Annotated in this window: 22 protein-coding genes; 18 read left to right on the top strand and 4 right to left on the bottom strand. The window is 38.0% G+C overall.

Going from position 1 to position 25,336, the window contains the following annotated elements; translation table 11 throughout:
• Positions 1 to 18: 18 nt before the first annotated feature.
• From QA612_RS08015 to QA612_RS07965, 11 genes are all read left to right on the top strand, one after another.
• The gene (locus tag QA612_RS08015; RefSeq protein WP_278283270.1) at positions 19 to 906 is read left to right on the top strand and encodes a branched-chain amino acid ABC transporter permease; all 888 of its coding nucleotides are present in this window, start codon (positions 19 to 21) and stop codon (positions 904 to 906) included.
• A 7-nt stretch (positions 907 to 913) separates the two neighbouring features.
• Entirely contained in the window at positions 914 to 2,008 is a 1,095-nt protein-coding gene (locus QA612_RS08010; protein WP_278283269.1) for a branched-chain amino acid ABC transporter permease, read from the top strand.
• Positions 2,001 to 2,198, top strand: a complete 198-nt coding sequence (locus QA612_RS08005; protein WP_278283268.1) for a hypothetical protein — start codon at positions 2,001 to 2,003, stop codon at positions 2,196 to 2,198. The genes QA612_RS08010 and QA612_RS08005 overlap by 8 nt, the downstream gene beginning before the upstream one ends.
• Before the next feature lie 19 nt (positions 2,199 to 2,217).
• Complete coding sequence (locus QA612_RS08000; protein ID WP_278283267.1) at positions 2,218 to 3,258, top strand: 3-oxoacyl-ACP synthase; 1,041 nt, start codon at positions 2,218 to 2,220, stop codon at positions 3,256 to 3,258.
• 4 nt (positions 3,259 to 3,262) lie between these two features.
• Positions 3,263 to 4,813, top strand: coding sequence for a class I adenylate-forming enzyme family protein (locus QA612_RS07995; protein ID WP_278283266.1), 1,551 nt, complete (start codon positions 3,263 to 3,265; stop codon positions 4,811 to 4,813).
• A gap of 168 nt (positions 4,814 to 4,981) precedes the next feature.
• Positions 4,982 to 8,281, top strand: a complete 3,300-nt coding sequence (locus QA612_RS07990) for a winged helix-turn-helix domain-containing protein (protein WP_278283265.1) — start codon at positions 4,982 to 4,984, stop codon at positions 8,279 to 8,281.
• Positions 8,271 to 9,218, top strand: a complete 948-nt coding sequence (locus tag QA612_RS07985; RefSeq protein ID WP_347568864.1) for an alpha/beta fold hydrolase — start codon at positions 8,271 to 8,273, stop codon at positions 9,216 to 9,218. Before QA612_RS07990 ends, QA612_RS07985 begins: the two co-directional genes overlap by 11 nt.
• Positions 9,219 to 9,577: 359 nt before the next feature.
• Positions 9,578 to 9,862 carry a hypothetical protein gene (locus tag QA612_RS07980; protein ID WP_278283263.1) on the top strand — a complete coding sequence of 95 codons (285 nt, stop codon included), beginning with the start codon at positions 9,578 to 9,580 and terminating at the stop codon, positions 9,860 to 9,862.
• Between the two features lie 74 nt (positions 9,863 to 9,936).
• Positions 9,937 to 10,698, top strand: coding sequence for a 3-oxoacyl-ACP reductase FabG (fabG, locus tag QA612_RS07975; protein ID WP_278283262.1), 762 nt, complete (start codon positions 9,937 to 9,939; stop codon positions 10,696 to 10,698).
• A 129-nt stretch (positions 10,699 to 10,827) separates the two neighbouring features.
• Complete coding sequence (locus QA612_RS07970) at positions 10,828 to 12,768, top strand: terpene cyclase/mutase family protein (RefSeq protein ID WP_278283261.1); 1,941 nt, start codon at positions 10,828 to 10,830, stop codon at positions 12,766 to 12,768.
• Between the two features lie 245 nt (positions 12,769 to 13,013).
• Positions 13,014 to 13,295 (top strand): hypothetical protein, encoded by a 282-nt coding sequence (locus QA612_RS07965; RefSeq protein WP_278283260.1) that lies wholly within the window; start codon positions 13,014 to 13,016, stop codon positions 13,293 to 13,295.
• An 834-nt stretch (positions 13,296 to 14,129) separates the two neighbouring features.
• On the opposite strand, the gene QA612_RS07960 is transcribed toward QA612_RS07965, so the two are convergent.
• A complete protein-coding gene (locus QA612_RS07960; RefSeq protein ID WP_278283259.1) occupies positions 14,130 to 14,387 on the bottom strand; it encodes a hypothetical protein in 258 nt (85 codons plus the stop codon).
• 748 nt (positions 14,388 to 15,135) lie between these two features.
• On the opposite strand from QA612_RS07960, the gene QA612_RS07955 reads away from it, so the two are divergent.
• The 7 genes from QA612_RS07955 (at position 15,136) to QA612_RS07925 (ending at position 20,110) form a co-directional block, all read left to right on the top strand.
• Positions 15,136 to 15,261, top strand: a complete 126-nt coding sequence (locus tag QA612_RS07955; protein ID WP_278283258.1) for a hypothetical protein — start codon at positions 15,136 to 15,138, stop codon at positions 15,259 to 15,261.
• Positions 15,262 to 15,688: 427 nt separating this feature from the next.
• Positions 15,689 to 16,045, top strand: a complete 357-nt coding sequence (locus tag QA612_RS07950) for a hypothetical protein (RefSeq protein ID WP_278283257.1) — start codon at positions 15,689 to 15,691, stop codon at positions 16,043 to 16,045.
• 248 nt (positions 16,046 to 16,293) lie between these two features.
• On the top strand, positions 16,294 to 16,641 hold the full coding sequence (locus tag QA612_RS07945) for a hypothetical protein (protein WP_278283256.1): 348 nt from the start codon (positions 16,294 to 16,296) through the stop codon (positions 16,639 to 16,641).
• A gap of 96 nt (positions 16,642 to 16,737) precedes the next feature.
• Positions 16,738 to 17,094: a hypothetical protein gene (locus tag QA612_RS07940; RefSeq protein WP_278283255.1), complete on the top strand. Its 357-nt coding sequence runs from the start codon at positions 16,738 to 16,740 to the stop codon at positions 17,092 to 17,094.
• Positions 17,095 to 17,476: 382 nt separating this feature from the next.
• Positions 17,477 to 17,719, top strand: coding sequence for a hypothetical protein (locus QA612_RS07935; RefSeq protein WP_278283254.1), 243 nt, complete (start codon positions 17,477 to 17,479; stop codon positions 17,717 to 17,719).
• Positions 17,720 to 18,369: 650 nt separating this feature from the next.
• Positions 18,370 to 19,233, top strand: a complete 864-nt coding sequence (locus QA612_RS07930; protein WP_278283253.1) for a hypothetical protein — start codon at positions 18,370 to 18,372, stop codon at positions 19,231 to 19,233.
• A 541-nt stretch (positions 19,234 to 19,774) separates the two neighbouring features.
• Positions 19,775 to 20,110 (top strand): hypothetical protein, encoded by a 336-nt coding sequence (locus QA612_RS07925; RefSeq protein WP_278283252.1) that lies wholly within the window; start codon positions 19,775 to 19,777, stop codon positions 20,108 to 20,110.
• A gap of 304 nt (positions 20,111 to 20,414) precedes the next feature.
• On the opposite strand, the gene QA612_RS07920 is transcribed toward QA612_RS07925, so the two are convergent.
• The 3 genes from QA612_RS07920 to QA612_RS07910 all read right to left on the bottom strand — a co-directional run bounded on the left by QA612_RS07920 (position 20,415) and on the right by QA612_RS07910 (position 24,867).
• Entirely contained in the window at positions 20,415 to 21,803 is a 1,389-nt protein-coding gene (locus QA612_RS07920) for a YjiH family protein (protein WP_481804421.1), read from the bottom strand.
• 236 nt (positions 21,804 to 22,039) lie between these two features.
• Entirely contained in the window at positions 22,040 to 23,398 is a 1,359-nt protein-coding gene (locus QA612_RS07915; protein ID WP_278283251.1) for an alanine/glycine:cation symporter family protein, read from the bottom strand.
• Positions 23,399 to 23,634: 236 nt separating this feature from the next.
• Entirely contained in the window at positions 23,635 to 24,867 is a 1,233-nt protein-coding gene (locus QA612_RS07910; RefSeq protein WP_278283250.1) for an aminopeptidase, read from the bottom strand.
• Positions 24,868 to 25,336 lie beyond the last annotated feature (469 nt).

Genomic DNA, 25,336 nt, shown 5'->3' with positions numbered 1-25,336 from the left:
AGATTTGGAGGTGAACAAATGGAGCTTCATTTAACGCTAGTATTTAATGGCTTAGCAACAGGGATGTTGATTTTCCTACTTGCCGCTGGATTGTCTCTTATTTTCGGACTTATGTCTGTTTTAAATTTTGCCCACGGAGCTTTATTCATGTTTGGTGCATACATGGGAACGTGGGTATACATTCTAATTGGTGGTTGGGATTCACCTTGGGGAAACGTAAACTTTTTTATAGGTATGGGAGCTGCAGCTCTTATTGGGGTAATTTTAGGCTACGTTGTAGAACGGTTTACGGTTCGTCAAGTGTATGGAAATCATCTACGGCAAATTTTAATTACGACAGGTGTCATGCTCGTTGTTGGTGAATTAGTGAAGGTTTTTTGGGGGCCAAACTTAATCCGTGTAGTTCAGCCTGAATTTTTAACAGGAAATTTTATGGTGGGAGACGTGAGGCTTACGTATTATCGTTTGTTCATCATCATTTTTAGTACAACAATTCTAGTGCTTCTTCTATTCATGCTCAAGAAATCAAAGCTGGGTATCGTTGTGCGGGCTGGCGTGGAAAACAGCGATATGATTCAGGCACTAGGTGTTAATGTTCGAAAAGTATTTACTCTAGTTTTCGTATTTGGAACGGTTCTTGCTTGTATTGGAGGATATATGTGGGGGCCATATCAAGGACAGGTCAATCCTGGAATGGGGCTAGATCTCATGCTCATTGCCTTTATCGTCGTTGCAATAGGTGGATTAGGAAGTGTGGCAGGATCTGCAGTTGCTGCAGTACTTGTAGGGTTGTCGGAAGCGTATATGGCGTACTACTTTCCACCAGGCTCATTAGCAGTAAATATGCTCATTATGGCAACTGTACTGTTAATTAAGCCAACTGGAATATTTGGAGCAGGGAGGTGACGGTTAAGTGAAAACGACTGCGAAAGAGACGGGTACATCGTATACGAATGGAAATACCAATGTATTGCCAGAACCTGAACGTAAAGGAAGGCTCTTAGACCTCAAATCGTTGACGGGTAAAAGGGTCACGTGGATCATCATTCTTCTCCTTTTATTTGCTGTTCCATTATTAATTACAAAAAACAGCTATCTTTTCTTATTAACGAACATTTTTATCTGGTCTGTCTTTGCTATGAGCTACAATCTTCTTCTTGGGTATACAGGAATTATTTCTTTCGGTCATGCCATGTTTTTTGGAATAGGAGCTTACAGCTTAGCATTGACAGCAAGGCACGTTCCTAGTGGTGAGTTTGGGTTTCTTTTAGCTATTCTTCTAACCGTTGGAATTTGCTTCGTACTTAGCTTAATCGTTGGCTTGTTATCCCTACGTCTAAGGGATACGTTTTACGCATTAATCACCTTAGCAGTCGCAACGATTTTTGTCATTATTGCTGAGCAGTGGCGATCCATGACGATGGGGAACGACGGCTTTAATTTTACAGCAACATTATCCCGTGATTTATTTGGGTTTATTAATCTATTAGATCGCAGGCATGTCTATTATATTGCCTTAATTTTTCTAATCGCTATGTTCCTTGTATTAAAGAGGTTTATTCATTCACCAGTTGGGAGAACACTGCAAGCCATTCGAGATAACGAGGAACGAGTAGCCTCTCTAGGCTTTTCCGTCTTAAATTATAAGCTTATATCCAACGTCGTAGCTGGTGTCATGGCGGGATTAGCAGGTGTCGTTTATGCCATATCTATTCGCTTTGTTAGTCCAGCAAGTGTGTTAGGTGTTGAAAAAACGATAGACGTTTTACTCATGACTGTAATTGGTGGTGTTGGCACGTTACTCGGTCCAATTATTGGTGCAGGTGTCGTGGAAGTATCCTCACACTATTTAATGGGGCTAGCAAATATTCATCCAATATTTGAACGATGGGTAATCATGTTTGGGGTAGTGTTTATTCTCATTATTCTTTTCTTCCCAGCAGGTATTGTAGGAACGATTAATCAAAAATATAAATCTAAAAAAAGGAAGGGGAAATCTCATGAATGACATTGTTTCCTCCTACGTGATTCGCATTATACGCCCGTCGGGTAATCGTCAAGAAACGAAGCCTCACTATAGAATTAAGTTAAACCACGTACAAACGGGAGATGAGATGTATCTCCATTCTTTTGAAGAGTTAAAGGATTATTTGGAAAAGACGATAGATAATCCATCCAATTGGAACGAACGAGTATGAGGCTAGGAGTGGAAGGAAGATGGATCAACCTACTATAGGGGTGCGTTCTATAGCAACGTACCTTCCAGAAGAACGTTTAAGTGCAGAAGAAATCTCTATAGAATCAGGAATTCCTTCTGAAATAGTCAGAGAAAAATTAGGAATCGAATCGATTGCTGTAGCAGGGGAGAAGGATCATCCTGTAGCGATGGGCGTATGGGCAGCAAAAAAAGCGTTGCAGCGAGCAAAACTCTCTCCTTCACAGCTTGATCTCATTATATATGTAGGAGAAGAGTACAAAGAATATCCTTTGTGGACAGCTGCAACGAATATTCAACAAGAATTAGGAGCTACGAATGCCTGGGGATTTGACGTTTCCATGAGATGTGGAACAAGTGTCATGGCTATGAAACTTGCAAAATCATTGCTGCAAACGGATGACAGAATAAAGACAGTGCTATTAACAGGTGGCTACCGAAATGGAGATTTAATTGATTATAAAAATCCGCGAACGAGGTTTATGTTCAATCTAGCAAGTGGTGGAGGAGCTTGTATTCTCCAAAAAGGGTGGGAGAAAAATACGGTACTAGAAACAGAGGTAGTAACAGATGGAAGGTTTTCAAAGGATGTTTTAGTAAAGGAAGGGGGTACACTATACCCTTTTTCCAATGATAATAATACGAGAGATCATTCACAGGAAAAACAAAGAAAAAGGATCATGACCTTAGATGTAACAGACCCAGAAGGGATGAAAAAACGTCTAGAAGAGGTTTCTCTCAAAAACTTCCTATCTGTTATTCGTTCCTCCTTAGAAAAGAGTGGGTATCAGGAGGAGGAGCTAGACTATTTGGCCATCCTTCATATGAAGAGATCCGCACACCGCTATGTATTAAAGGAATTGAATCTATCGGAAGAACAAACCCTTTATTTAAGTGATATTGGCCACGTTGGACAATTTGATCAATGGATATCGGTGGAAAGAGCATTAAACCAAGGTTTGATTAAAGAGGAGTCGATCGTAACCTTAGTAAGTGCTGGAATTGGGTATGCATGGGCGGCAACAACGATTCGTTGGGGGTGACGTGATGAATTTGGAATGGAATTGGTTAAAGAAGAGAGCTAGTATTCACCCGGACAAAACAGCTGTCATTGATGGGGATACAGGAAAGACGTGGAGCTATGGTCAGCTATATGAAGAAAGTATAATATGCGCACAAATGTTAAAAAGAAAGGGTGTCCTTTCTGGGGATCGAGTTGCCATCCTTGCACCAAATGGGGTGGAATATTTAATTCTCCTATTTGCCTGTAGGGAATTAGGAGCTATTTTTGTACCCTTTAATTGGAGACTCACGGTGTATGAATTAAATAGATTAATAGAGGACTGTACTCCGCGCATCATGTTTGTGCATCCTAGCTTTCATACAAAAACAAAGGAATTAACGTTCACCGAATGTTTTTCTACAGACAAACTTCATCGTGGAATGAACGAAGAAGAAAAAGAAGCTCCCTCTTTTACTAAACAAAGCTCACCTACTTTTAATAACAGTGATCCTGTTCCACTTGAAAAACCATGTATGATGATTTATACAGGGGGAACAACTGGAAAGCCAAAAGGTGCTGTTTTGACGTATCGTTCCGTCATTACTAATTCATTAAATACAATTGCTACATGGAGCTTATCGGAAAATGACATTACTGCTACAGTCATGCCAATGTTCCATACAGGTGGTATAAATGCTTTAACGCTTCCAGTACTTCATGCGGGAGGAACCATTGTTATTTATTCAGCTTTCGACCCGATTCAAATAATTAGGGGGCTTGTAGCATATAAATGTACAAACGTATTAATGGTTCCGACGATGTACCGAAACGTTATAGAGACAGAAGAATTTCAGAAGGAGCCCTTTTCTCATATGAAAGTATTTCTTTCAGGAGGTGCCCCTTGTCCTGTTACCATATATGACGCTTTTGCAGCAAAGAGTCTACCATTTAAAGAGGGCTACGGGTTAACCGAAGCAGGACCGAACAACTTCTTTATTTGTCCAGACGTGGCAAAAAGAAAGCGTGGGTCCGTTGGAAAACCAATGCTTCTAAACGATATAAAGCTAGTAGATGATGAAGGGAAGGATGTATCAAATGGAAAGATAGGGGAGCTTGTTATCTATGGAGACCATTTATTTGACCATTATTGGCAGAAGAATAAAGAAACGAGAGAGGCTGTAAAAGATGGCGGTCTTCATACGGGAGATTTAGCTTATCAGGATGAAGATGGAGACTACTATATTTTAGGTAGAAAGAAAGAAATGCTCTTATCAGGTGGAGAAAATGTCTATCCCCTAGAAGTGGAAAATGTGATTGCAGCTTTTCCTCAAATACAGGAGGTTGCGGTTATTGGTTTGCCTGATGAAAAATGGGGAGAACGGGTTGTTGGAGCTGTTGTTATGGGAGAAATAGTAGAGAAGGAAGAGGTAGAATTGGCCATTCAAAAACACTGTAGGGAAAAGCTAGCTCCTTACAAAATTCCGAAAGAAATCTACTTTTTTGATCATTTGCCTAAGACAGACGTAGGGAAAGTCCATAAAAAAGCAATAATAGACAGTATTCAACAAAGAAAGCGTATTCATAAAATAGACTGAATTTTGTTAAAATTAAAATAGGTGAGCTAGATCAATTTTATAAAAATCGACCGTCTGAAACGAAGATCGAATTAAATATATACTTCTTTTTGTATAAATGTTCGTGATTAAGAATGAAATAAAAATTATGATCGACTCAAGCTATGGCAATAAAAAGGGGGGAGACATGTGGAAGGAACAGATCATGTGGTTTTTAAAACGAAGCTACAGCCTCCGATGGTTGAAGGTGAAGTGCTATTTCGTTCATCTGTAATAAGACGATTAAAAAAAGCGAAGGAACGACCTTTAACGGTTGTTCAAGCTGGCCCGGGCTTTGGAAAAAGTACTGCCATTTCTGCTTTCTTACGAATGGAGCCTCACCCCTACGTATGGTATACCGTCACAGAGCAAGATAATCAATTGTTTAGGTTTTTGTTGTATTTTAAAGAAACAATTCAAAAGATCGTACCTGCCATAGATACAAATTGGATTACAGAATTAATACTACAAATTGAACAAGGGAATGAAAAAGGAATCTACGAATGCTGCTCTCATTTTATAAATGCGTGTGTGGACATAGATGAGGACTGGCTCTTTATTATGGATGATTATCAAATCGTATCTGAAAATAAAGAGATTGACCAGTTTATGAAGTGGTTTCTCATGCACCTACCACAACGGCTACATATGATTCTCGTAAGCCGTTCCAAACTAGATTGGCACTTCCTAGCATCTTGGCGAGTGAAAGGCTATGTGAATGAAGTTCGAGAGAAGGACCTTTGTTTTTCAGCAGAAGAAATTCAGATTTTATTTGAGGATCATTATAGAAGACCTTTATCCATGAAGGAAGGGGAATATATTTTTGCCAAAACAGAGGGCTGGATCATGGCGATTCAGATGGTTTGGCAACAGATGGAGGAAGGCCTCACGTTAGAGGAGATTTTTCGTGATCAGACGTCATCGATGGAGGAGTTGTTTGATTATTTAGCATACGACGTGCTACAGAGACAGCCTCAAAAAACACGCCAGTTTTTGAAAGAAGCGTCTATTTTTTCACAATTAACGGTTGAGGTTTGTGAAAGGGTAATGGAGCTTTCAAATGGGGAAGAATTGATTGCTGATCTTATGAAAAGGCATTTGTTTTTGCAAACGACGGAGGATAAGGAAGTGTTTAGGTTTCATTCGTTGTTTCAGCAATTTTTACAGAATCGGTTGAAGTTGGATTGGGATCGTTGGTGTGAGCTTCATGTTCGTGCGGCGGAGGTGTATGTTTCAAAGGGGCTTCTTGATCAAGGGTTATTTCATATGAAGGAGTGTTGTTCGTCAGAGGTTCTTGCAGAATATCTCTTTAAGCATGGGAAAAATTTGATTAAACAGGGCTATTGGAAGGCTTTGGAGCATGCGTTAGGGATGGTGGATGATGCTCATAAGGATCGGTTTAGTCGTTTGTGGATTGTGCAAGGGGATGTGGAGAGGTACCAGTCTCAATATGAACGGGCGTTGGTTTATTATAGGCGGGCAATGGAGTTAGGGGAGAAAAATGGGGATGCCTTAAGTGAAAGTATGGCACTTGAGGGTGCAGCTTGCGTGTATTTAGATACGATTCAGCCTCGGCAAGGGCATGCGTTGTTAAAGAGAGCTATTGATTTACTAGAGCAAAGTAGTAGTTATGGGTTATTAGATAGAGCTTATTATGATGAGGTTCAGAAGCAGCTTCGTCATCTTTATGTCTTAATGTCAGAAAACACGATAAATTTAGGGGATGCGAACGAGGCGAGGAAATGGTATGAAAAAAGTCGTTCCTTAGAGGAAGAAGAGGGAATGGAAGATCTGGAAGCCCGGCTTCATTTAAGAACGGGTCGGCTAGGGGAAATGGTTCGTCGATTGGAGAAGAGGAAGGTGGAATCTCAAGGGGATAATGCTACAAGTGGTCCTCCAAAATCTCATCGGGAGAGGGATCTTCTTTTATCGTATGTGTATGCATTACTTGGTAGGGAGAAGAAGGCAAAGGATGCTGCGTCGTCTGCTATTATGCAAGGGGTTCGTGCGGAGGCTCCCTTTGTAGAGGCTTGTGGCTGGATCCGTATGGGGCATGCTGTGTTACTTCAGGATAAATATGAGCAAAGGCTTGCATCTACTTGTTATGAAACGGCTCTTCAGATGATGGAGGAAATGAATATTTCAAGAGGGAAAGCGGAGCCTTATATGGGCCTCAGTTTACTTTATGGTAAAAGGCGAGAGCTAGAGCCTGCAATCAAGTTTGCTACGTTAGGGCTGGTGGAAACAGATCGGGTGGACGATCGTTGGCTATCTACGTGGATTCATGTTTGTAAAGCAATTGCCTACATTTATGCACATAAAGAGGAAATGGCCCTTTCGGAATTAAATCAGTGCTTTAAGCAGTTTCAGCTTTGTGGTGATAGCTATGGTTTAACGGTAACGATGCTTTGGCAGTCGTATGTTACTTACCAGATGGGGGATGAAGCAAAGTTTTATCCGTATGTACATCAATTTTTACAGCTTGTAGAAAAAGGCGGTTATCATGAGCTGTTACAAACGACAAGTCTATTTGGTCCAATGGACGTTCAGCAATTATCGCCGATGTTATTAGATGCTTATCACAGTCGCAAGAAGGAACAGCCCTATTTGCATCATTTAATGCTACAGCTGGGGATGGATAAAGGGGTTACAAGTCACCCTGGGTATACGTTGCGGATTCAGACTTTTAAAGAATTTAAGGTCTTCCGAGGAGAGGAGGAAATTACAGAACGGGACTGGAAAAGGGGAAAGGCAAAGGAGCTCCTACAGTTGTTTGTAACGAAGCGGAAGCATTTATTACAAAAGGAGGAGATCTATGACCTCCTATGGAGTGGGCAAGAAGAGGAAGTTGCTAGTCGAGATTTTAAGGTTGCTTTAAATATGCTTAATAAGGTCCTTGAACCTGAACGAAAGGCAAGAACCACACCGTTCTTTATTCAACGGCATGAACGGGCTTATGGACTAAATTTAGCTGCTCCCTTTGAGCTTGATACGTATGATTTTGAATCTGGAGTATTGGCTGGACTAGAAGCAAAGGACAAAGAGGAAGGAATTCGTCTATTAACGGAAGCGCTTCAGCTTTATGAGGGAGATTATTTACCTGAACGAATCCATGATGATTGGTGTATTGAGGAGAGAGAAAGACTACAAGTGTTGTTTTTAAGAGGTTCGGAAAGGCTTGCCATGTTGTATTTAGATGTTGAGGAAGAAGATTTATGCATCGAGTCCGCGCAACGGATTTTGGAAAGAGACCGCTGTTGGGAGGAGGCTTATCGGCTGTTAATGGAAGCCTATCATCGGAAAGGGAATAGGAATATGGTTTTTCAATACTATGAAAAATGCTGTGAGGTTCTGGAAAAGGAGTTAGGGATACTTCCAATGGAAAAAACACGATTATTGTATGAAAAAACGAGAGTAGGAGGGGATTTCATTGATCGGAGTGGAGCTTAAAAAGGTGCAGCTAAAAAATGGGGAAACGATTGCCTATAGAGAACGTCCTGGAAAAACGGATCCGATTGTCTTCATTCATGGAAATATGACGTCTTCTAAGCATTGGGACTTAGTTTTTGAGGAAATGGATGAAAAATATCATCTATTAGCAGTGGACTTGCGAGGGTTTGGGGAGTCATCTTATAATACTAGATTTGATTCCTTAGATGAACTGACAGAGGATGTTCGTGAGTGGATGGAGCTTATTGGAATCGTTGCGGCACAAGGAGGAAATGGTAGTATTTCTGAAGAGGGACTAGACGGGGCGGATGGCGGCGTACACGTTGTAGGCTGGTCCACAGGTGGCGGAGTAGCTATGAAACTAGCTGCATTCTACCCAGAGTATGTAAAGTCACTTACGCTACTATCCTCTCTTTCAACACGTGGATATCCTCATTTATCATTGGGAGAATCGGGAGAACCAATTAGGCGTTCGGAAACGAAGGAAGAGGTGGAGCAGGATCAGTGGCGCACCATACCTATTACAAAGGCTTATGAGGAAGAGGATGGAGAATTTTTGCGGGGCGTTTGGAATCAATTGATTTATACGGACAATCAGCCAGATGAGGCTAGGTACGAAGCGTATATAAAAGATATGTGTACACAACGGAATTTGGCTGACATCTATCATGCAAACAATTACTTTAACATTAGCAATCATGATGGATTAGCGAAAGGTACAGGAGAGGTGGATAAGATTACTGCACCTGTCCTTATTTTAGAAGGTGAATTGGACCAAGTTGTCACGCACCAAATGATAAATGAGATTCGTGCTGATTTTGGTGATCGTGCCCAGTACCACTTATTAAAGGGATGTGGCCATTCTGCACTAGTGGATGATTTACCACAGCTGTTAGATGTTCTGAGTACATTCATCGATCAGCATCGAACCAAATAAGCGAATCTCTATTTTGGGGAGTTTACGGTAGTGCGTGAAGTGAGGGAAGTGGAGATTGCGGTAGTGCGTGAGGTGAGGGAAGTGGAGTTTTAGATTATGTGCAATTGGGGATGAAAGTTTCTTTTATGAGTGGTTCTTTCGTTTCCTACGGACGCCTTACACTACCAAGCTAATACTAATTTTCGGGGGAAGCGATAGAAAGAGTTGGCCAATAAGCCTGCAAAGGGAAAAAAGAGGTTTGCAGGTAGATAGAAGTGGGCCAATGAGCCTGGAAACAGGGAAAAGAGATTTGCAGGAACGGAGGAAGGTCGCCCCGTTCCTGGAAAGAGTGAAAAAGAGGTTTGCGGTAACGGAGGAAGTTGCCCCCGTTCCTGGAAAGGGAAAAAAAGAGGATTGCAGGAACAGAGGAAGGTCGCCCCGTTCCTGGAAAGAGTGAAAAAGAAGTTTGCAGGAACGGAGGAAGGTCGCCCCGTTCCTGGAAAGGGAAAAAAAGAGGATTGCAGGAACAGAGGAAGGTGCCCCCGTTCCTGGAAAGAGTGAAAAAGAGGTTTGCGGTAACAGGGGAAGATCGCCCCGTTCCTGGAAAGAGTGAAAAAGAGATTTGCGGTAACGGAGGAAGTTGCCCCCGTTCCTGGAAAGAGTGAAAAAGAAGTTTGCGGTAACGGAGGAAGAATTTACGGTATTTTTAGAGATTACTTGTTATAGGGGAGGCGAAAAGATGAACGAATTAAGTCTAGCGGGAAAAGTTGTTCTCATTACAGGGGCTGCAGGTGGAATCGGAGCTGCTGCAGCCCATTTGTTTGCGAAAAAAGGAGCCTCTGTCGTCGTTGCAGACTTTCTTGAAGAACAAGGGCAAGCAGTGTTGAATGAATTAGCTTCAAGAAGAGGAGAGAAAGGTGGAAAGCATTCTTTTTTTCAAGTAAATGTTGCCGACTCTACTAGTGTTCAACAAATGGTTCGTCAAGTATTGGAGGAATACGGAAAAATAGATGTACTCGTTAATAATGCAGGAATTACGAGAGACGCAATGTTTCGAAAAATGACAGAAGAAGCTTGGCATGAAGTGATAGATGTAAATTTAAATGGAGTTTTTTATTGTGCTAAGGCTGTTATTCCAAAAATGATTGAGCAGGGGAACGGTGTCATTATTAATACGTCCTCCATTGTAGGGGTACATGGAAATATAGGTCAGACCAATTATGCTGCAACAAAGTCTGCAGTCATTGGCATGACGAAAACGTGGGCAAAAGAATTAGGACCAAAGGGAATTCGGGTAAATGCAGTTGCTCCTGGTTTTATTGCAACTAACATGGTTGAAAAGATGCCTGAAAAAGTCATTGATCAGCTAAAGGAAAAAATTCCATTGCGTAGGCTAGGACTTCCTGAGGATATAGGGCGCGCTTATGTTTTTCTAGCATCAGAGGAAGCCTCGTATATTAATGGAACAACATTAGAGGTGAACGGAGGACTATCACTTTAATAAAAGATGTGATTGAAAAAACATCTTTATTGTGTGAACTAAACGTTTGTACAGACCATTTCATCTTTCCCTTCATACAAATAACCATATAAGTATATGAAGGAACTCCCATAGTTGGATGAAAGGTAGATGGAAATGGATGTACAAGAAAAAGCGAAAATGTTCCAGCAGGAGCTCATCTCTCGCTTGAGGGATGAGCAATTACGTGATGGTTCATGGAGATATCCTTGTGAAAATGGTCCAATAACGGATGCCTACACAATTATTGTGTTAAGGGTCTTGAACAGGAAGGAAGACGAAGGATTAATAAAGGAGCTATCTCAACGTCTTATAAAAACCCAATCCTCTAATGGTGCTTGGAAGCTTTACGGTGATGAGGAAGAAGGAAATTTGTCAGCAACAATTGAAGCCTATACGGCTCTATTGTTTTCACGTGTAATTACAAAGGAAGACAATAGGATGAAAAAGGCAGAAAAATTTATCATGAAGCGTGGGGGCTTAAAAAGGTGTCACGTTTCCACGAAATTTATGCTTGCGTTAAATGGTTTATACCCTTGGCCTCTTTGGTTTCCTATTCCAACTTCATCCTTACTCCTTCCAAAATTTATTCCCGGTAGCTTTTATAGAATGACCTCCTATGTAAAAGTTCATCTTGCTTCTGTTCTAATTGCAGCAAGTAAACGATTTACAGTGGCAAAAAGTAATGAAGAGAAAAATGAAACCCTACCTTCAATTGATCATTTAATAATTGAGAAAAAGATTGTGAAACGATTATGGAAGCAAAGGCGTAAATGTGAAAAAAACGATAGTCGTAATTTTGACAATAATAATGCCTTTTCTTTTCTAGGGAAATCTTACTTTCGAAAAAAAGCATGGAAACGGGCAGAGGAGTATATTTTAAACCACATTGAAAAGGATGGAACTCTAGGAAGCTATGTAACTGCCTCTATTTATATGATTTATAGTTTATTAGCGTTAGGTTATGATAAGAAGTCTCCAATTATTGTAAATGGAGTAAAGGGGATAATAGACTCAGTCATAAAAATGGATGATTATTATCATGTAGAAAACGCCAAGTCAAACATTTGGGATACAGCACTAATGACGTATACCATGCAGGAAGCTGGAGTTTTACCTATAGATGAAGTAATTCATAAGGCATCCAACTATTTGATGAAATATCAGCAATCAGATTGGGGAGGCGGGGGAAGCAAGGATCAAAAAAATAGTTCGAACGGTCCTTGGAGTTTTTCTACTAATAATACATCCCATCCAGACATTGATGATACACAAGCAGCGTTACGGGCCATTCAGCCACAAATGTCCCTTAACCGGAACCCTTCTTCTCTTTATGCATGGAATCAAGGTATTATATGGCTTTTATCTATGCAAAACAAGGATGGAGGCTGGGGCTCGTTTGAAAAAAATAAGCATCGTCATGTCATAGCAAGGCTACCTATTCCAAATACGGAGGATACAGTGATTGATCCGTCCACAGCCGATTTAACTGGAAGAACGCTTCAATTTTTAGGGGAGCATGTGAATCTAAAAATAGATCATCCAAAAGTGGCAATGGCTACGAAATGGTTGCTTAAAAATCAAGAAAAAAATGGTTCTTGGTATGGGAGATGGGGTGTCTGCTACATTTACGGAACATGGGCAGCAGTAACGGGATTAATGTCAATTGGAATAGAAACTGATCACCCAGCAATAGTAAAAGCAAAAGAATGGTTACTATCTATTCAAGGAAAGGACGGTGGTTGGGGAGAGTCTTGTAAGAGTGATATCGTAAAGAAGTATACACCGCTTCCATATGGGACTCCATCTCAAACAGCTTGGGCCGTCGATGCATTAATTGCTATAGAGGATAAGGAAACGATCGAAATTGAAAAAGGGATAAAGTTTTTAGTAGAAAAGAAGGGGAATGGTCATTATCCCACAGGAGGCGGACTACCAGGAAGCTTTTATATTCACTATCATAGCTATAAAACCATTTGGCCATTATTAGTAGTAAGTCACTATTTAGAGAAATATGGACCAAAAAAAATAAATAGTTTTGGGAAACTTTGAGCTTTTTAAACTAGAAGAATCAACTTGAAAAAGCTATTAACAAATAGGAAAAGTGTTGATTTGGTGCAATTCTATGGACTACAAAATCATTCGATTCAGCCTTTAAGCATCTTGGAGTATGAGTGAGCTTGAACTAGAAAGAAATGAACTACTTTCCGCTTGTATAAGGGCGTTACTCTACAGGTTTAATGCCGTTACAACCTCCTATGAGCATCATAAAATGGGACTAGGAAGGTGGTGAAGGTATGAGGAGAGTGGACCCTTATTTAATGAGTGTATTTCGATCGAGAATTGCAGATCCAGCATGTGCCTGTAGAGTATATAAGGTACTTCGTTCGTGTAGCTTTCATGAGCTTCGGACCCCAGCAGGTGCATACGGCTTAGTAGACAGGCTAGCTCATTGCTGTGGTGTGCAAATTACCCCTGAAACAAGAGATTATGCCGCAAATTGGTTAATGACTTGTGGTGTTGACCCAGCTAATCCAGGACACAGAAGATCAATGTACAGCCTTGTATATGGGCGATAGCTTTTTTTGTTAGGTAGACCGCCTATGCAAGTGAAAATTTGCATCATGGACGAAGAAAATGTTTTTTTCATTGCGATCACATTGTCACATTATGATTTTGTAGTTTTGCAGACGCCTAGAACGCTTCTTGAGTACCGCATTTGTGATTTTACCTGATTTGCGGGCTTCTAGACGGCCTCCTATGAGCAGGTTTGTCTGTCCTATGAGCAGATTCACCAGTTCTATGAGCATTTCAACATTCGTTATTTTTTTCAGGGTAGACCCCCGTGCAAGAAAAACTTGCACCATGAGGTATGAAAATAGTTATTAAGTGGGTTCATCCGTTACTGGTGTAATGTCGTCATCCTGACTCCCTTGGGGCACGGCCTCAACTCCCAAGCACTTACACAGTAAGTGCTTGGGGATTTTCGGACTCGTGCTGATCCCACTGGAGTAGTCACCTTTCACTGCTGAACCAGTCTATTTTCAGAGTAGAACTAGTGATAAAGGGCAAGATTTTATTCATTCGTTATTCGTTTGGATGATCACAAAAGTATTCCCATTGCATACTATAAAGAACGGCTTAGATTTTTCCCCCGTCTAAGTCGTTTTTTTGTTTAAAGAGAGTTTAGAGATTGATTGTGTCTAAAATCGGAACTGGGAGAGTAAGCATTCATTTTAGAGAGCAGGCACTTTATGATGAAATTAATTTAGATTAAACCTAAAAAAAATCCAGTAATCGGACAATCACCCAAGGAAACTATTATGAATAAATTTTTCATATAAATAACCCTATTCTCCTGAAAAGTAAGAAGAATAGGGTTAATTTGTCATTTCATAGTTTAACGTTACATATTATCCGAATAAACTAAGTCCACCAAAAGCAAAGAAGGAAAGAGCAACAAATACAATCCATAAAACAAAACCAATTACCATAAACAATAAGACTGCTTGAGAATAGCTTTTTCTAGGATTGTCTGCACCAAATCCCCAAACGAATAAAAGAATAAGATTAAGTAAAGGAATAGCTAATAAAATGAAGGTAATTACCCATTTACCTACGGACATGTGTTCAGAGCTTGCACTACTTCCACCAACATCAACGGCCTCCATACTGTTCACCCCCAGTTTACGTTTCTTCAATTGCTACAACACAATTAAGAAATAAAGTAAAATTAATTGCAGCTAATCTAACTTATTTTTCTTTCCTCCATTATATACATTATAAAAGGGTAAATTTTATAACCCAAAAGTATAATTTTTCACCGAATGGAATGTATAGAACCAAAAATACTTAGACGGACAACTAACACAACAAGTTAAAACCCGAATTCATGATCGAATTCTTATGCAAGTGTTGTTCTGATCTAATGAACAGAGTTTATCAATCATAACCACCAGTAGCTTCAGGGAGTGATCGGTACTCCTCTTTTGTAAAAATAATTTCTAATATGATAAATTCCATTGTGTCTTCCCATCTATTGAGAGCTCTTGTCAAGCAAGATGTACCCCACTTGCATATGAATCAATATATTCAACAATTCCTCTAACATGTTCTTTATTTACCCAGCTAGTACCATTCCAGAATTAAAATAAATAGGTATTTTTTATTGTTTTGGAATGTTATTTCATATAAAAATTAGAAGGTTGATTAGCTAATAAACTCACGTATTGAGTGATCTGACTCTAAACAAATTTTGAATTTTTGGGAACAATTTCTTATCCTTAAACGTCATAAAGACAAACAACTTATAAATCTACAAGATTTGTTGAATTATAACGACATTCTAGTATCTATTAGAGGAAGGTGTGATTATACTTTTTTGCTATAGAAAAATGTGTTGGAAAAGGGGAGAGAAGGATGAAATGGAAGATGAGTTTTATCATTTTGTCATTGTTTTTTATAACAGGATGTACAACTGGCGAGTCAGATGATCCAGAAATCATCATTTATGGGGAAGTAGTAGAAACTTTTACCTACGAATGAGAATCTATTACTATTGAAGGTGATTTTAAAGATACACACATTGATGGCAGCTTATTAGTTGTTGGAGTATCTGATGCTGAAATATTTAATAAGGATGGAGAAATTATTGAACTAGAAGATTTACATGTAGGAAACCAGGTAGAAGTATTGTTACCCAATACGGACCTAAATGATTCGGATCCACAAGGCACAAGAGGGGATAGAGTAAGAATAATTGATTAGATGTCTTAGTTATGGGGACAAGTTGAGTTGAGTTTTTCCTCATGTACTACATCATTCAACTCCTTGTATTTTATTATTAAGAAGTTCTAGTGATCATTAAGCTTCCTATATAATTGTAGAATTGAATAAATGGGGGTGAAAATTTGTTATACAAGGTAACCTCAAGAGTTACTCTGTGATTTCTTGTTTTAGGGAGGGAAATAATATGAACAAAATAATATTTTTATTACTATCATTATTGTTAATCACAGCTTGTGGCTCAAATGTAATTCAGCAAAATGAAGAAGGTACAATTTTAACTGGAAAAGTTGTAGACACTTTCAATTATGAGTATGAAAGTATGACCATTGAAGGTAAATATAGAGATATAGGAGTTTCTGGTGGTAAAGTGAATGTTGGTATTCGTCTTGCTAAATTAATAAATAAAGATGAAGAAACGATAGAATTTCAAGATATTAGTGAAGGTGATAGGGTAGAAGTATTGTTAATCAATACAGATATGGATGATACAGATCCTCCAACATTAAGTAATAGTGCTAGAAGAGTAAAAATTATGGATTAACCATTGAGGGACATTTCCCATCTCTACGTACCTACAAAGTCATCACACGAAAATTCTGTAAGTGAGGCTTCTTTTCCGTCTACTTTACTATAGCCTTATGCAACTAGATCCGTGTGCAATTTAATACGCAATGCCACCTATCTCTTTTCCTATAATGTGTACATTGAATTCACTTACACCTTGTCTCAAACATGGTATTGATAGAATAGTATATTAGCCATTAATTAGATTAAAAGGGGGAAAGAAGGATGAAATGGAAGATGAGTTTTATCATTTTGTTATTGTTTTTTATAACAGGGTGTACAACTAGCGAGTCAGATGATCCAGAAATCATTATTTATGGGGAAGTTGTAGAAACTTTTCCCTACGAACAAGAAGCTATTACTATCGAAGGTGATTTTGAAAATACACACATTGATGGCAGCTTATTATTTGTTGGAGTATCTGATGCTGAAATAATTAATAAGGATGGAGAAATCATTGAACTGGAAGATTTACATGTAGGATACCAGGTAGAAGTATTGTTACCCAATACGGACCTAAATGATTCGGATCCACAAAGCACAAGGGGTGATAGAGTAAGAATAATAGATTGAGGCTGTTAAGTATTAGATAAGATAATAGAGCTACATGATGGGGATTTTTAGTATAATGCTTAATCATTTAGTTGATTCAAAAGAGGTGTGTTAATTATGAAAATGAAAATTATTTTACTCTTATTAACATCATCTATTTTTATTGTTGGTTGTGCTGCAAATGAAATGATAGAAAATAGCGAAGGAGGTTATACAATATATGGAGAAGTAACAGATACTTTCACTTATGAACAAGAATATCTAACTATTGAAGGTGATTTTACACATATAGGTGTTAATAATCATATACTGATTCTTTCAGTATATAATGCTGAAATGGTCAATGAGAGTGGAGAAACGATTAAACTTGACGATGTAAATGTAGGTAATAGAGTAGAGGCTTTTACACAAGTAATCAATCTAGATGAAGCAGGATCTATACTAGTAGTTGAAAGAGTAATAATAATGGATTAACCTCATAATAGCGATGAAATAGAAAACACGACTTACGAGTATAACCTTTGTAAGTCGTGTTTTTTTGATTAACTTTGACCTTGGTCCTGAGTCCCTCTTGTCCCATAAATTATATAGCACCAAACGATTAAATCCTATATCTATGATATAATTAATGTTGATAGACTTAGGTTATGTTAAAGGATAGTGTTGAATTATTAAAGTTTTGATTTTTGCGGATGATGCGAGACTCCCTTTGGGGAAAGCAAAAGCTGAAGATCCCCTCTGAAGTGTACGTTGCTTTCGAGGTAGCTGAAGTATTTCCCAAGGTAAGTGAGCATCGAGGAGCAAAAATTAACAATGAAGAAATATACGTACTAGATTTAAAATAAGAGGTGATTAAATGGATAATGAACAGTTGCTTAAAATCATCCTAGAAAGATTTGATAATGTTGATCTTCAGTTTAAAGAAGTGTTAAATAGGCTTGATCGAATAGAGAAAAGTCAACAGGAAGATGTTAAAGGCACTCTTAATTTAATATCTAAGAAAGTTGACGGTATTATATATGATGTTGAATTTTTAAGCGCAAAAACAGGAAAGCATGATACAAAAATAAATAGCCTTGAAAAAAGAATCCAGTCTTAACAAATAAATAAGACTGGATTCTTAAATCCTCTTTCTTGATTTAAAAAGACTTATGTTTTATAAAATAGGTATTTATAATAAGGTTTTGATATCCTATTCATCTAATAGATTGGTAATCTATCCTCGGTCAATTTCCTCATCCATCAATTTAAAATCATTGACATCATAGTTTGATGATGAATCGGTCATTTCGTTTTATTAAAAACCGGATAGAAGTATTGTTACCCAATACTGACCTAGTGGAGAAACGATAAGACTTGAACGACTAATAATAATGGATTAACCTTATATTAACAATGAAGTAGAAAACACGACTTACGAATATTAACCTTCGCAAGTCGTGTTTTATTATGATTAACTTTGACCGTGGGACAGGTCTTGTCCCTTCTTACCTTATTGAGTGATCTGACTCTAAACAAATTTTGAATTTTTGGGAACAATTTCTTATCCTTAAACGTCATAAAGACAAACAGCTTATGAATCTACAAGTTTTGTTGCATTATAACGAAATCTAGTATCTATTAAAGGAAGGAGAGATTTCTGTGTGGTGATATTTTTATTGTAGAAAGATTAGAGTGGTGGAAAGAGGATAAGAATTAAACAAATTAAATTTACCTGCGGAGGAGATAAAAATAAAAAAAGGTTTTATTTTGTCTATTTCTATTATATGTTTTTTAATGATAGGCAGTATTTTTTATTTTCAAGAAAATGTAATTGCTTTTAATAATAATAACAATGAGCAAGAAGTATATGATATTGTAAAGGAATTTCATGTAGCAAATGACTTAAGTGAAGAAGGTATAAAAAACTACTTGGAGAGTAGTGAAATAGTTGATGAAATAGTTGAAGAATTGAAGGCAATTGATAAAAATGGAGAATTATTTGGAGGTGTGTATTTTGATAATGATGGAAAATTAAATATTGGTATTGTTAAAAATCATAGCTCTATAAATACTTTCACTGAGAAAGCTAAGGATTTGATTCCTTCGGGAAAAGAAGAATATATTAAATTTTTTGATGTTAAGTACTCGAAACAAGAATTAGTTGATATCAGTGAAAAGTTATTCAATTATCCAGAAATATTAAAAGAAGAAGGTGTTCACTTACAAGGAGGATATGTAAGCAGAAGATACAATAGATATTTTATTGAAGTTAAAAATACTAATGAGGATGTAAAAGAAACAATTAAATCCGTTTTTATGGATCACCCGGCGATTGTAATTCAGTTAGGTGTTGAAACAAGTGATGATTCTAGACTAAGTGCATATGACCCAATTATAGGGGGAGTGGTAATCAATAGAACTGGTATGTCTGCGCGATCTTCTGTAGGGTTTGCTGCTGTTGATAATAATGGAAGATACGGTTGGGTTACACATGCACATGGAGAAAATTCTTTTTTTAACCAATTAGGCAGTTATGTTCAACAAGGTAATTCAGTTAACGCAGGTATAATAACAAGACAATCCCCTAATATAGATGCATCTTTTGTTCAATCCGAAACAACAGACAAGTAGTTGGGAGAGCTTATGGAGGAGTTAGTATAAATGGTTCCAGGATAAACCAGTACGAAGGTGATTATGTAACAAAGCATGGTTATAAAACAGGTAGCACAAACGGTAGGATAGTTGCTGTTAATACACAAAAAAACCACACTAAATGTCATGGTACTATCATTATAAATCGTGCAACATATGATCGCGAAAAGGGTGACAGTGGAGGAACTATCACCGACAGATACACGGGAAGTGGGTATGTAAGAGTCCGAGGTGTCCACCAAGGAACTAATCAAAATCAAGCAGCTTTTACTCCGTACCACCTCATTCAGAGTGAGCTCAACCTTAGTTCAGTTTTATACTATAATGAACCACGTAGAAATTGATGTTTAAATTGTAAAAATTCTCAAATAGTACTTTCTAGTAGATTTCTATATAGAAAGAATTTCAACCATAAAGTGTAAAAATGATCATAGTCATTTGTAGGATAAACATGGTATTGATAGAATAGTATATTAGCCATTAATTAGATTAAAAGGGGGAAAGAAGGATTAAATGGAAGATGAGTTTTATCATTTTGTTATTGTTTTTTATAACAGGGTGTACAACTAGCGAGTCAGATGATCCAGAAATCATTATTTATGGGGAAGTTGTAGAAACTTTAGGTTCCGGAAGACCAAATATTACTATCAAAGGTAATTTTGAAGATACACACGTTTCTGGCAGCTTATTAGTTGTTGGAGTATCTGATGCTGAAATAATTAATAAGGATGGAGAAATCATTGAACTTGAAGATTTACATGTAGGAAACCAGGTAGAAGTATTGTTACCCAATACCGACCTTGATGATACCGATCCACAAGGCACAAGGGGGGATAGAGTAAGAATAATAGATTGAGGCTGTTAAGTATTAGATAAGATAATAGAGCTACATGATGGGGATTTTTAGTATAATGCTTAATCATTTAGTAGATTGAAAAGAGGCGCGTTAATTATGTAGATGTAGGTAATAGAGTAGAAGCTTTTACACAAGTAATCAATCTAGATGAAGCAGGATCTATACTAGTAGTTGAAAGAGTAACAATAATGAATTAACCTCATAATAGTGATGAAATAGAAAACACGACTTACGAGAATTAACCTTTGTAAGTCGTGTTTTTATTGATTAAATTTTGGGACAAGGTCCCTGTCCCTCCTGTCCCTTAAAAAATAATGTGCGCCAATAATGTAATGATTGGTAAAGTAATTAATGTTCTCAATAAGAAAATGGCTACTAAGTCTCTGAAACGTACTGGAATTTTGGACCCTAGTAATACGCCCCCTACCTCTGACAAGTAAATAAGCTGAGTTACAGATACACAGGCAATGATAAATCGTGTCATTTCACTTTCGATTCCACCTGCAAAAATGGCAGGTAATAGCATATCAGCAAAACCAACAACTAATGTTTCAGCTGCAGCGGCTGCCTCAGGTACTTGAAGAAGTTGTAAAACTGGAACGAAAGGCGCCCCTAACCAAGTGAATACAGGTGTGAATTCCGCAATAATAACCCCGATTGTTCCGATGGCCATGACAACTGGCACAACACCAAGCCACATATCTAATACGTTTTTAAAACCATTTTGGAAAAATAACCCTACACTTGCGTTTTTATCTGCACGTTTCTTCGCCATCTTTAAACCCCAACTGAATGCATTAAAGCCAGAAGGGATTGTCTCATCTAGCTGACCCTCTTGTCCGTTTGAATACGTAGTGGACTTTCTAGACAACGGTGGAATACGTGGCATAATAATTGCTGCAACAAAACCAGCGATAAAGATCGTCATATAAAATTGGAAGAACATGTCCCCTAGTTCAACGTACTCTAGTACAACAAGAGAAAAGGTAATAGAAACGATAGAGAATGTTGTTCCGATGACAGCTGCTTCTCGCTTAGAGTAGAAGCCTTCTTCATATTGTTTATTCGTTAAAACAACCCCTAGCGTTCCATCTCCTAACCAAGATGTTAAAGCATCGACAGAAGAACGTCCTGGTAGCTTAAATAGTGGACGCATGACCTTTGTTAATAAGGCACCTACAAACTCCAATAAACCAAAGCTTAAAAGTAAAGGCAAAAACAATCCAGCAAATAAAAAGATCGTAAAGAGAATTGGTAATAAATCATATAGTAATAGTCCGCCTGTATATTCGTCATGAACCCATTCAGGTCCAATTTGGAAAAACGTCATAACGACTAATAGCAATGCAACGATTCTCACAATAAACCAAAATACTGAAATGTCAAACAGACTTTTAAAAAACGGACTTTTAGCCATTGCTCTTGGTTTAATCCATTTTTGAATAATGACCCCTAATACACTTATTGCAATAACGATTACCATGATTGCAGGAAGTGCATCCCCTAACACACCGCCGAGCCAGTCAGCTAACATAGAAACAGGAATCGTTATACCCCCATCCTCACCAGCAGGGAGTGGAGTCATAAACAATCCTATACCAATTAATGAAGGTATAAGAAACTTCCATATAGAAAAACGAGATTCCGTTCCATTTTCACTTTTATTTGTATTATTCTTACTCAAATTACTCACCTCGTAGATTAATAAATATTCAATAAAATTTATTTTAATAGAATAATTTTAATTATGCAAGAGTTATTTTTATAATTATGCATATATATGTTTATTTATAATAAAAAAGGTCTGAAAATTGTGTTTTATCCATCAACTTATTCACATAATATTCACAATAATAAAAAGGCTGCTGCAAATAAACTGCAACAACCTTCAAATTTTTCTGAAATTTCTTATAATAATATATTTTTAAGCTATGAAGCTTTGTTCTGTTCCTTTTCTTCTCTCGCTACCTTCAAGAAACGATGGGTCTCTGCTACAACAATACCAGAAAGACCAAGGAGTCCGATTAAGTTTGGTACTGCCATCAATGCATTCATGGCATCTGCAAAGTGCCAAATAATTGCATTTGAACCTAGTGCACCAACAAAAACCAATAAAACAAATAGTATTCTATAGTATTTCGTGCTTTCCTCTTTAAACAAGTAATTAAAGCACTTTTCCCCGTAATAGGACCAGCCTAAAATAGTAGAGAAGGCGAAGAAGGTAAGCCCTATTGTAACGATGGTTGATCCAGCCCCACCTAAGAAGAACTCAAAGGATTGGGCAGTTAAGGCTGCGCCATCTAAACCGTCAAAGTAAATTCCCGCCATGACAATAGAGATACCTGTAATGGAACATACGATAATCGTATCAATAAAAACCTGTGTCATGGAAACGAGAGCTTGTCGCCCAGGATAATCGGTTCTAGCGGCCGCTGCGGCAATTGGAGCAGACCCGAGACCAGCTTCGTTTGAGAAAACACCACGGGCAACCCCGTATCGAATAGCTGCCCCAATTCCACCACCTATAACAGCAGCAGGTGAAAATGCTTCTGAGAAAATCGTAGTTACAGCTGCCGGTACTAGGTCAAAATTCATAATAATAATGGTAAGTCCTGCAAGAACATAGAAAAGGGCCATAAATGGTACAACATATGCTGTTACTTTACCAATACTTTTTATTCCACCGATTATGACGAGACCAGCTAAAATGGTTAATACAAGACCAGTAACAAATGGTGGAATACTAAAAGCATTGTTTAATGCAGAAGATACTTCATTTGATTGCACCACATTCCCTATTCCAAATGCAGCGATAGCACCAAAGATTGCGAAAAGTACTGCAAGCCACTTAAGCTTTAAGCCCTTTTCAATGTAATACATTGGACCACCAGAAAATTCTCCTTTCTTATTTTGAACGCGATATTTAACCGCAAGAATGGCTTCCGCATATTTTGTAGCCATTCCAAATAATGCAGAAATCCACATCCAAAATACAGCCCCCGGTCCCCCAAGAACGACTGCGGTAGCAACCCCAGCAATATTCCCTGTACCAATTGTTGCTGCTAGTGCCGTTGTTAATGCTTGGAAGTGAGAAATATCCCCAGGTGATTTCTTGTCCTGAGCCTTCCGACTAAAGGCAAGCTTTAATGCATAAGGTAGAGTACGAAATTGTAAAAATGCAAGGCGTACCGTCAAGAAGATACCTGTCCCAACAATCAAAATAAGCATCGGAGGTCCCCACACGACTCCATTAATCACATCAAGCCAATGTTCAATCCTTTCCGCCATACAATCACCCCTTGTACATTTGATGATCTAGTATATTTCGTTCACCAGAAAAAAAGTAATATTTTTTGAAAAAACTGAAAATTTATTATTGAAATAAGAAAACCTAGCAAGTGGTTTGCATCCACTATGCTAGGTTTAATCGTTATATAATATCAAATTGTACGAAAACATTAGCTGGAAAATGTTTGAAGAATGTGTGTGGTTCTCAACTAGCTTTCGTAATTTTAACAAATTTTTTAAACAGCCCATTCACCATTACGGAAAATTGCTTCAGTAGAACCATCTTCCTTCAAACCATCAATATTCATGTCGGCAGATCCAATCATGAAATCTACGTGGGTAATGCTCGTATTTAAACCAGCAGCAGCAAGCTCTTCCTTCGTCATTGTTGCTCCAGTTTCGATACATGTAGAATAAGCGCTTCCTAATGCAATATGATTGGATGCATTCTCGTCGTATAACGTGTTATAAAACAAAATTCCGGATTGAGAAATAGGGGAACTATGTGGTACAAGAGCAACCTCACCTAAGAACCTTGCTCCTTCATCCGTGTCTAATAGATGCTTGAGTGTATCTTCTCCAACTTCTGCTTTAAAATCAACGACTTTACCGTTTTCAAATGTTAACGAAAAGCCATCTATCGTATTCCCACCATAATTCAAAGGCTTTGTATTAGTAACAGTCCCGTTAACCCCATCCTTCTTCGGTGCAGTAAACACTTCCTCTGTTGGCATGTTGGCAACGAAATGGACGCCATTCTGAGTTGGGCCACCTCCACCAATCCAAATGTGCCCTTCAGGAAGGTCGATCTTAAGATCAGTACCAGGAGCTTTAAATTGTAGTTGTGTATATTTTTTCTCGTTCAAAAATTTGGCTTTGTTTTGAAGATTTTGATCATGCTCTTTCCAAGCGGCTACAGGATCAGCTGTATTTACACGAGTCGCTTCAAACATTGCTTCCCAAAGCTTCGCCTCTTGCTCTTCTTCTGGCGCATTAGGAAATACTTTTGCAGCCCAAGCTTTAGATGGTGCAGAAATAACAAGCCAGCTTATTTTATCCGATTGTATGTAACTTCTAAATGTATCCATCGCTTGACCGCTAGCTTTATTTGCAGCTGCGATTTTTTCAGGATCAACGCCTTTTAAGAGCTCTGGATCTGTGGATTTGATCGTCATAAAAGCGGCGCCTTCTTCTGCCAGCTTTTCATATCCTTCTGCTTTCCATTGAGGAAATTCCGTAAAAGCTTCAAATGGTGCCATGTCATACTTCATGCGTAATAGATCATCATCATTCCATTCAACATGCACATTTTTTGCCCCAACTTCATATGCTTTTTTAGCCACTAAACGAGTAAAATCAGCAGAAGAAATAGGTGAATTAATGACAAGTGTTTGTCCCTTTTGAATATTAACACCAATCTTTACCGCTAATTCTGCATATTTTTCTAACTTTTCTTCAAATGATTTCATTTACATACCCCTTTTCAATAAGTCATACAGTCATTCGCTTTAATTGTATCAGCTTCAATAGTATTTTCAAATTTTTCATGAATTATGAACAATATTTACCATTCTAGAAGTCCGTGCAGGTGAAGATTTGCACCATTGAGAATGAAACTGTTCTCTCAATGCTAGCACTTCTCATGATTTTGCGGCTTTGCGGTCTTTAATGAGTCTGCAAAAGGGAAAAAAGAAGGTTTGCAGTAGTATAGAAGCCCTCCAATAAGCCTGCAAATCGGAAAAGCAAGTTTGCGGTAATATAGAATGCAGCCAAGCTGAACCGTTCCTATTTTCAGAGTAGACTTCCCATCCCCATACAATTAAAACTTCACACAACGCGTAATGAAATTAAGCATTTATGTTTATAGATCTAAGATTTTGTACCACGTATTTCGAAGGTTGAATACCATATAAAAAAAGTTAGGCTTAAAAAGTTTGA

The organism is Evansella sp. AB-P1 (assembly GCF_029688925.1).
Lineage (GTDB): Bacteria > Bacillota > Bacilli > Bacillales > Salisediminibacteriaceae > Evansella.
The sequence above is the reverse complement of the archived record's forward strand: the minus strand, read 5'-3'. Positions and strand labels throughout refer to the sequence as shown.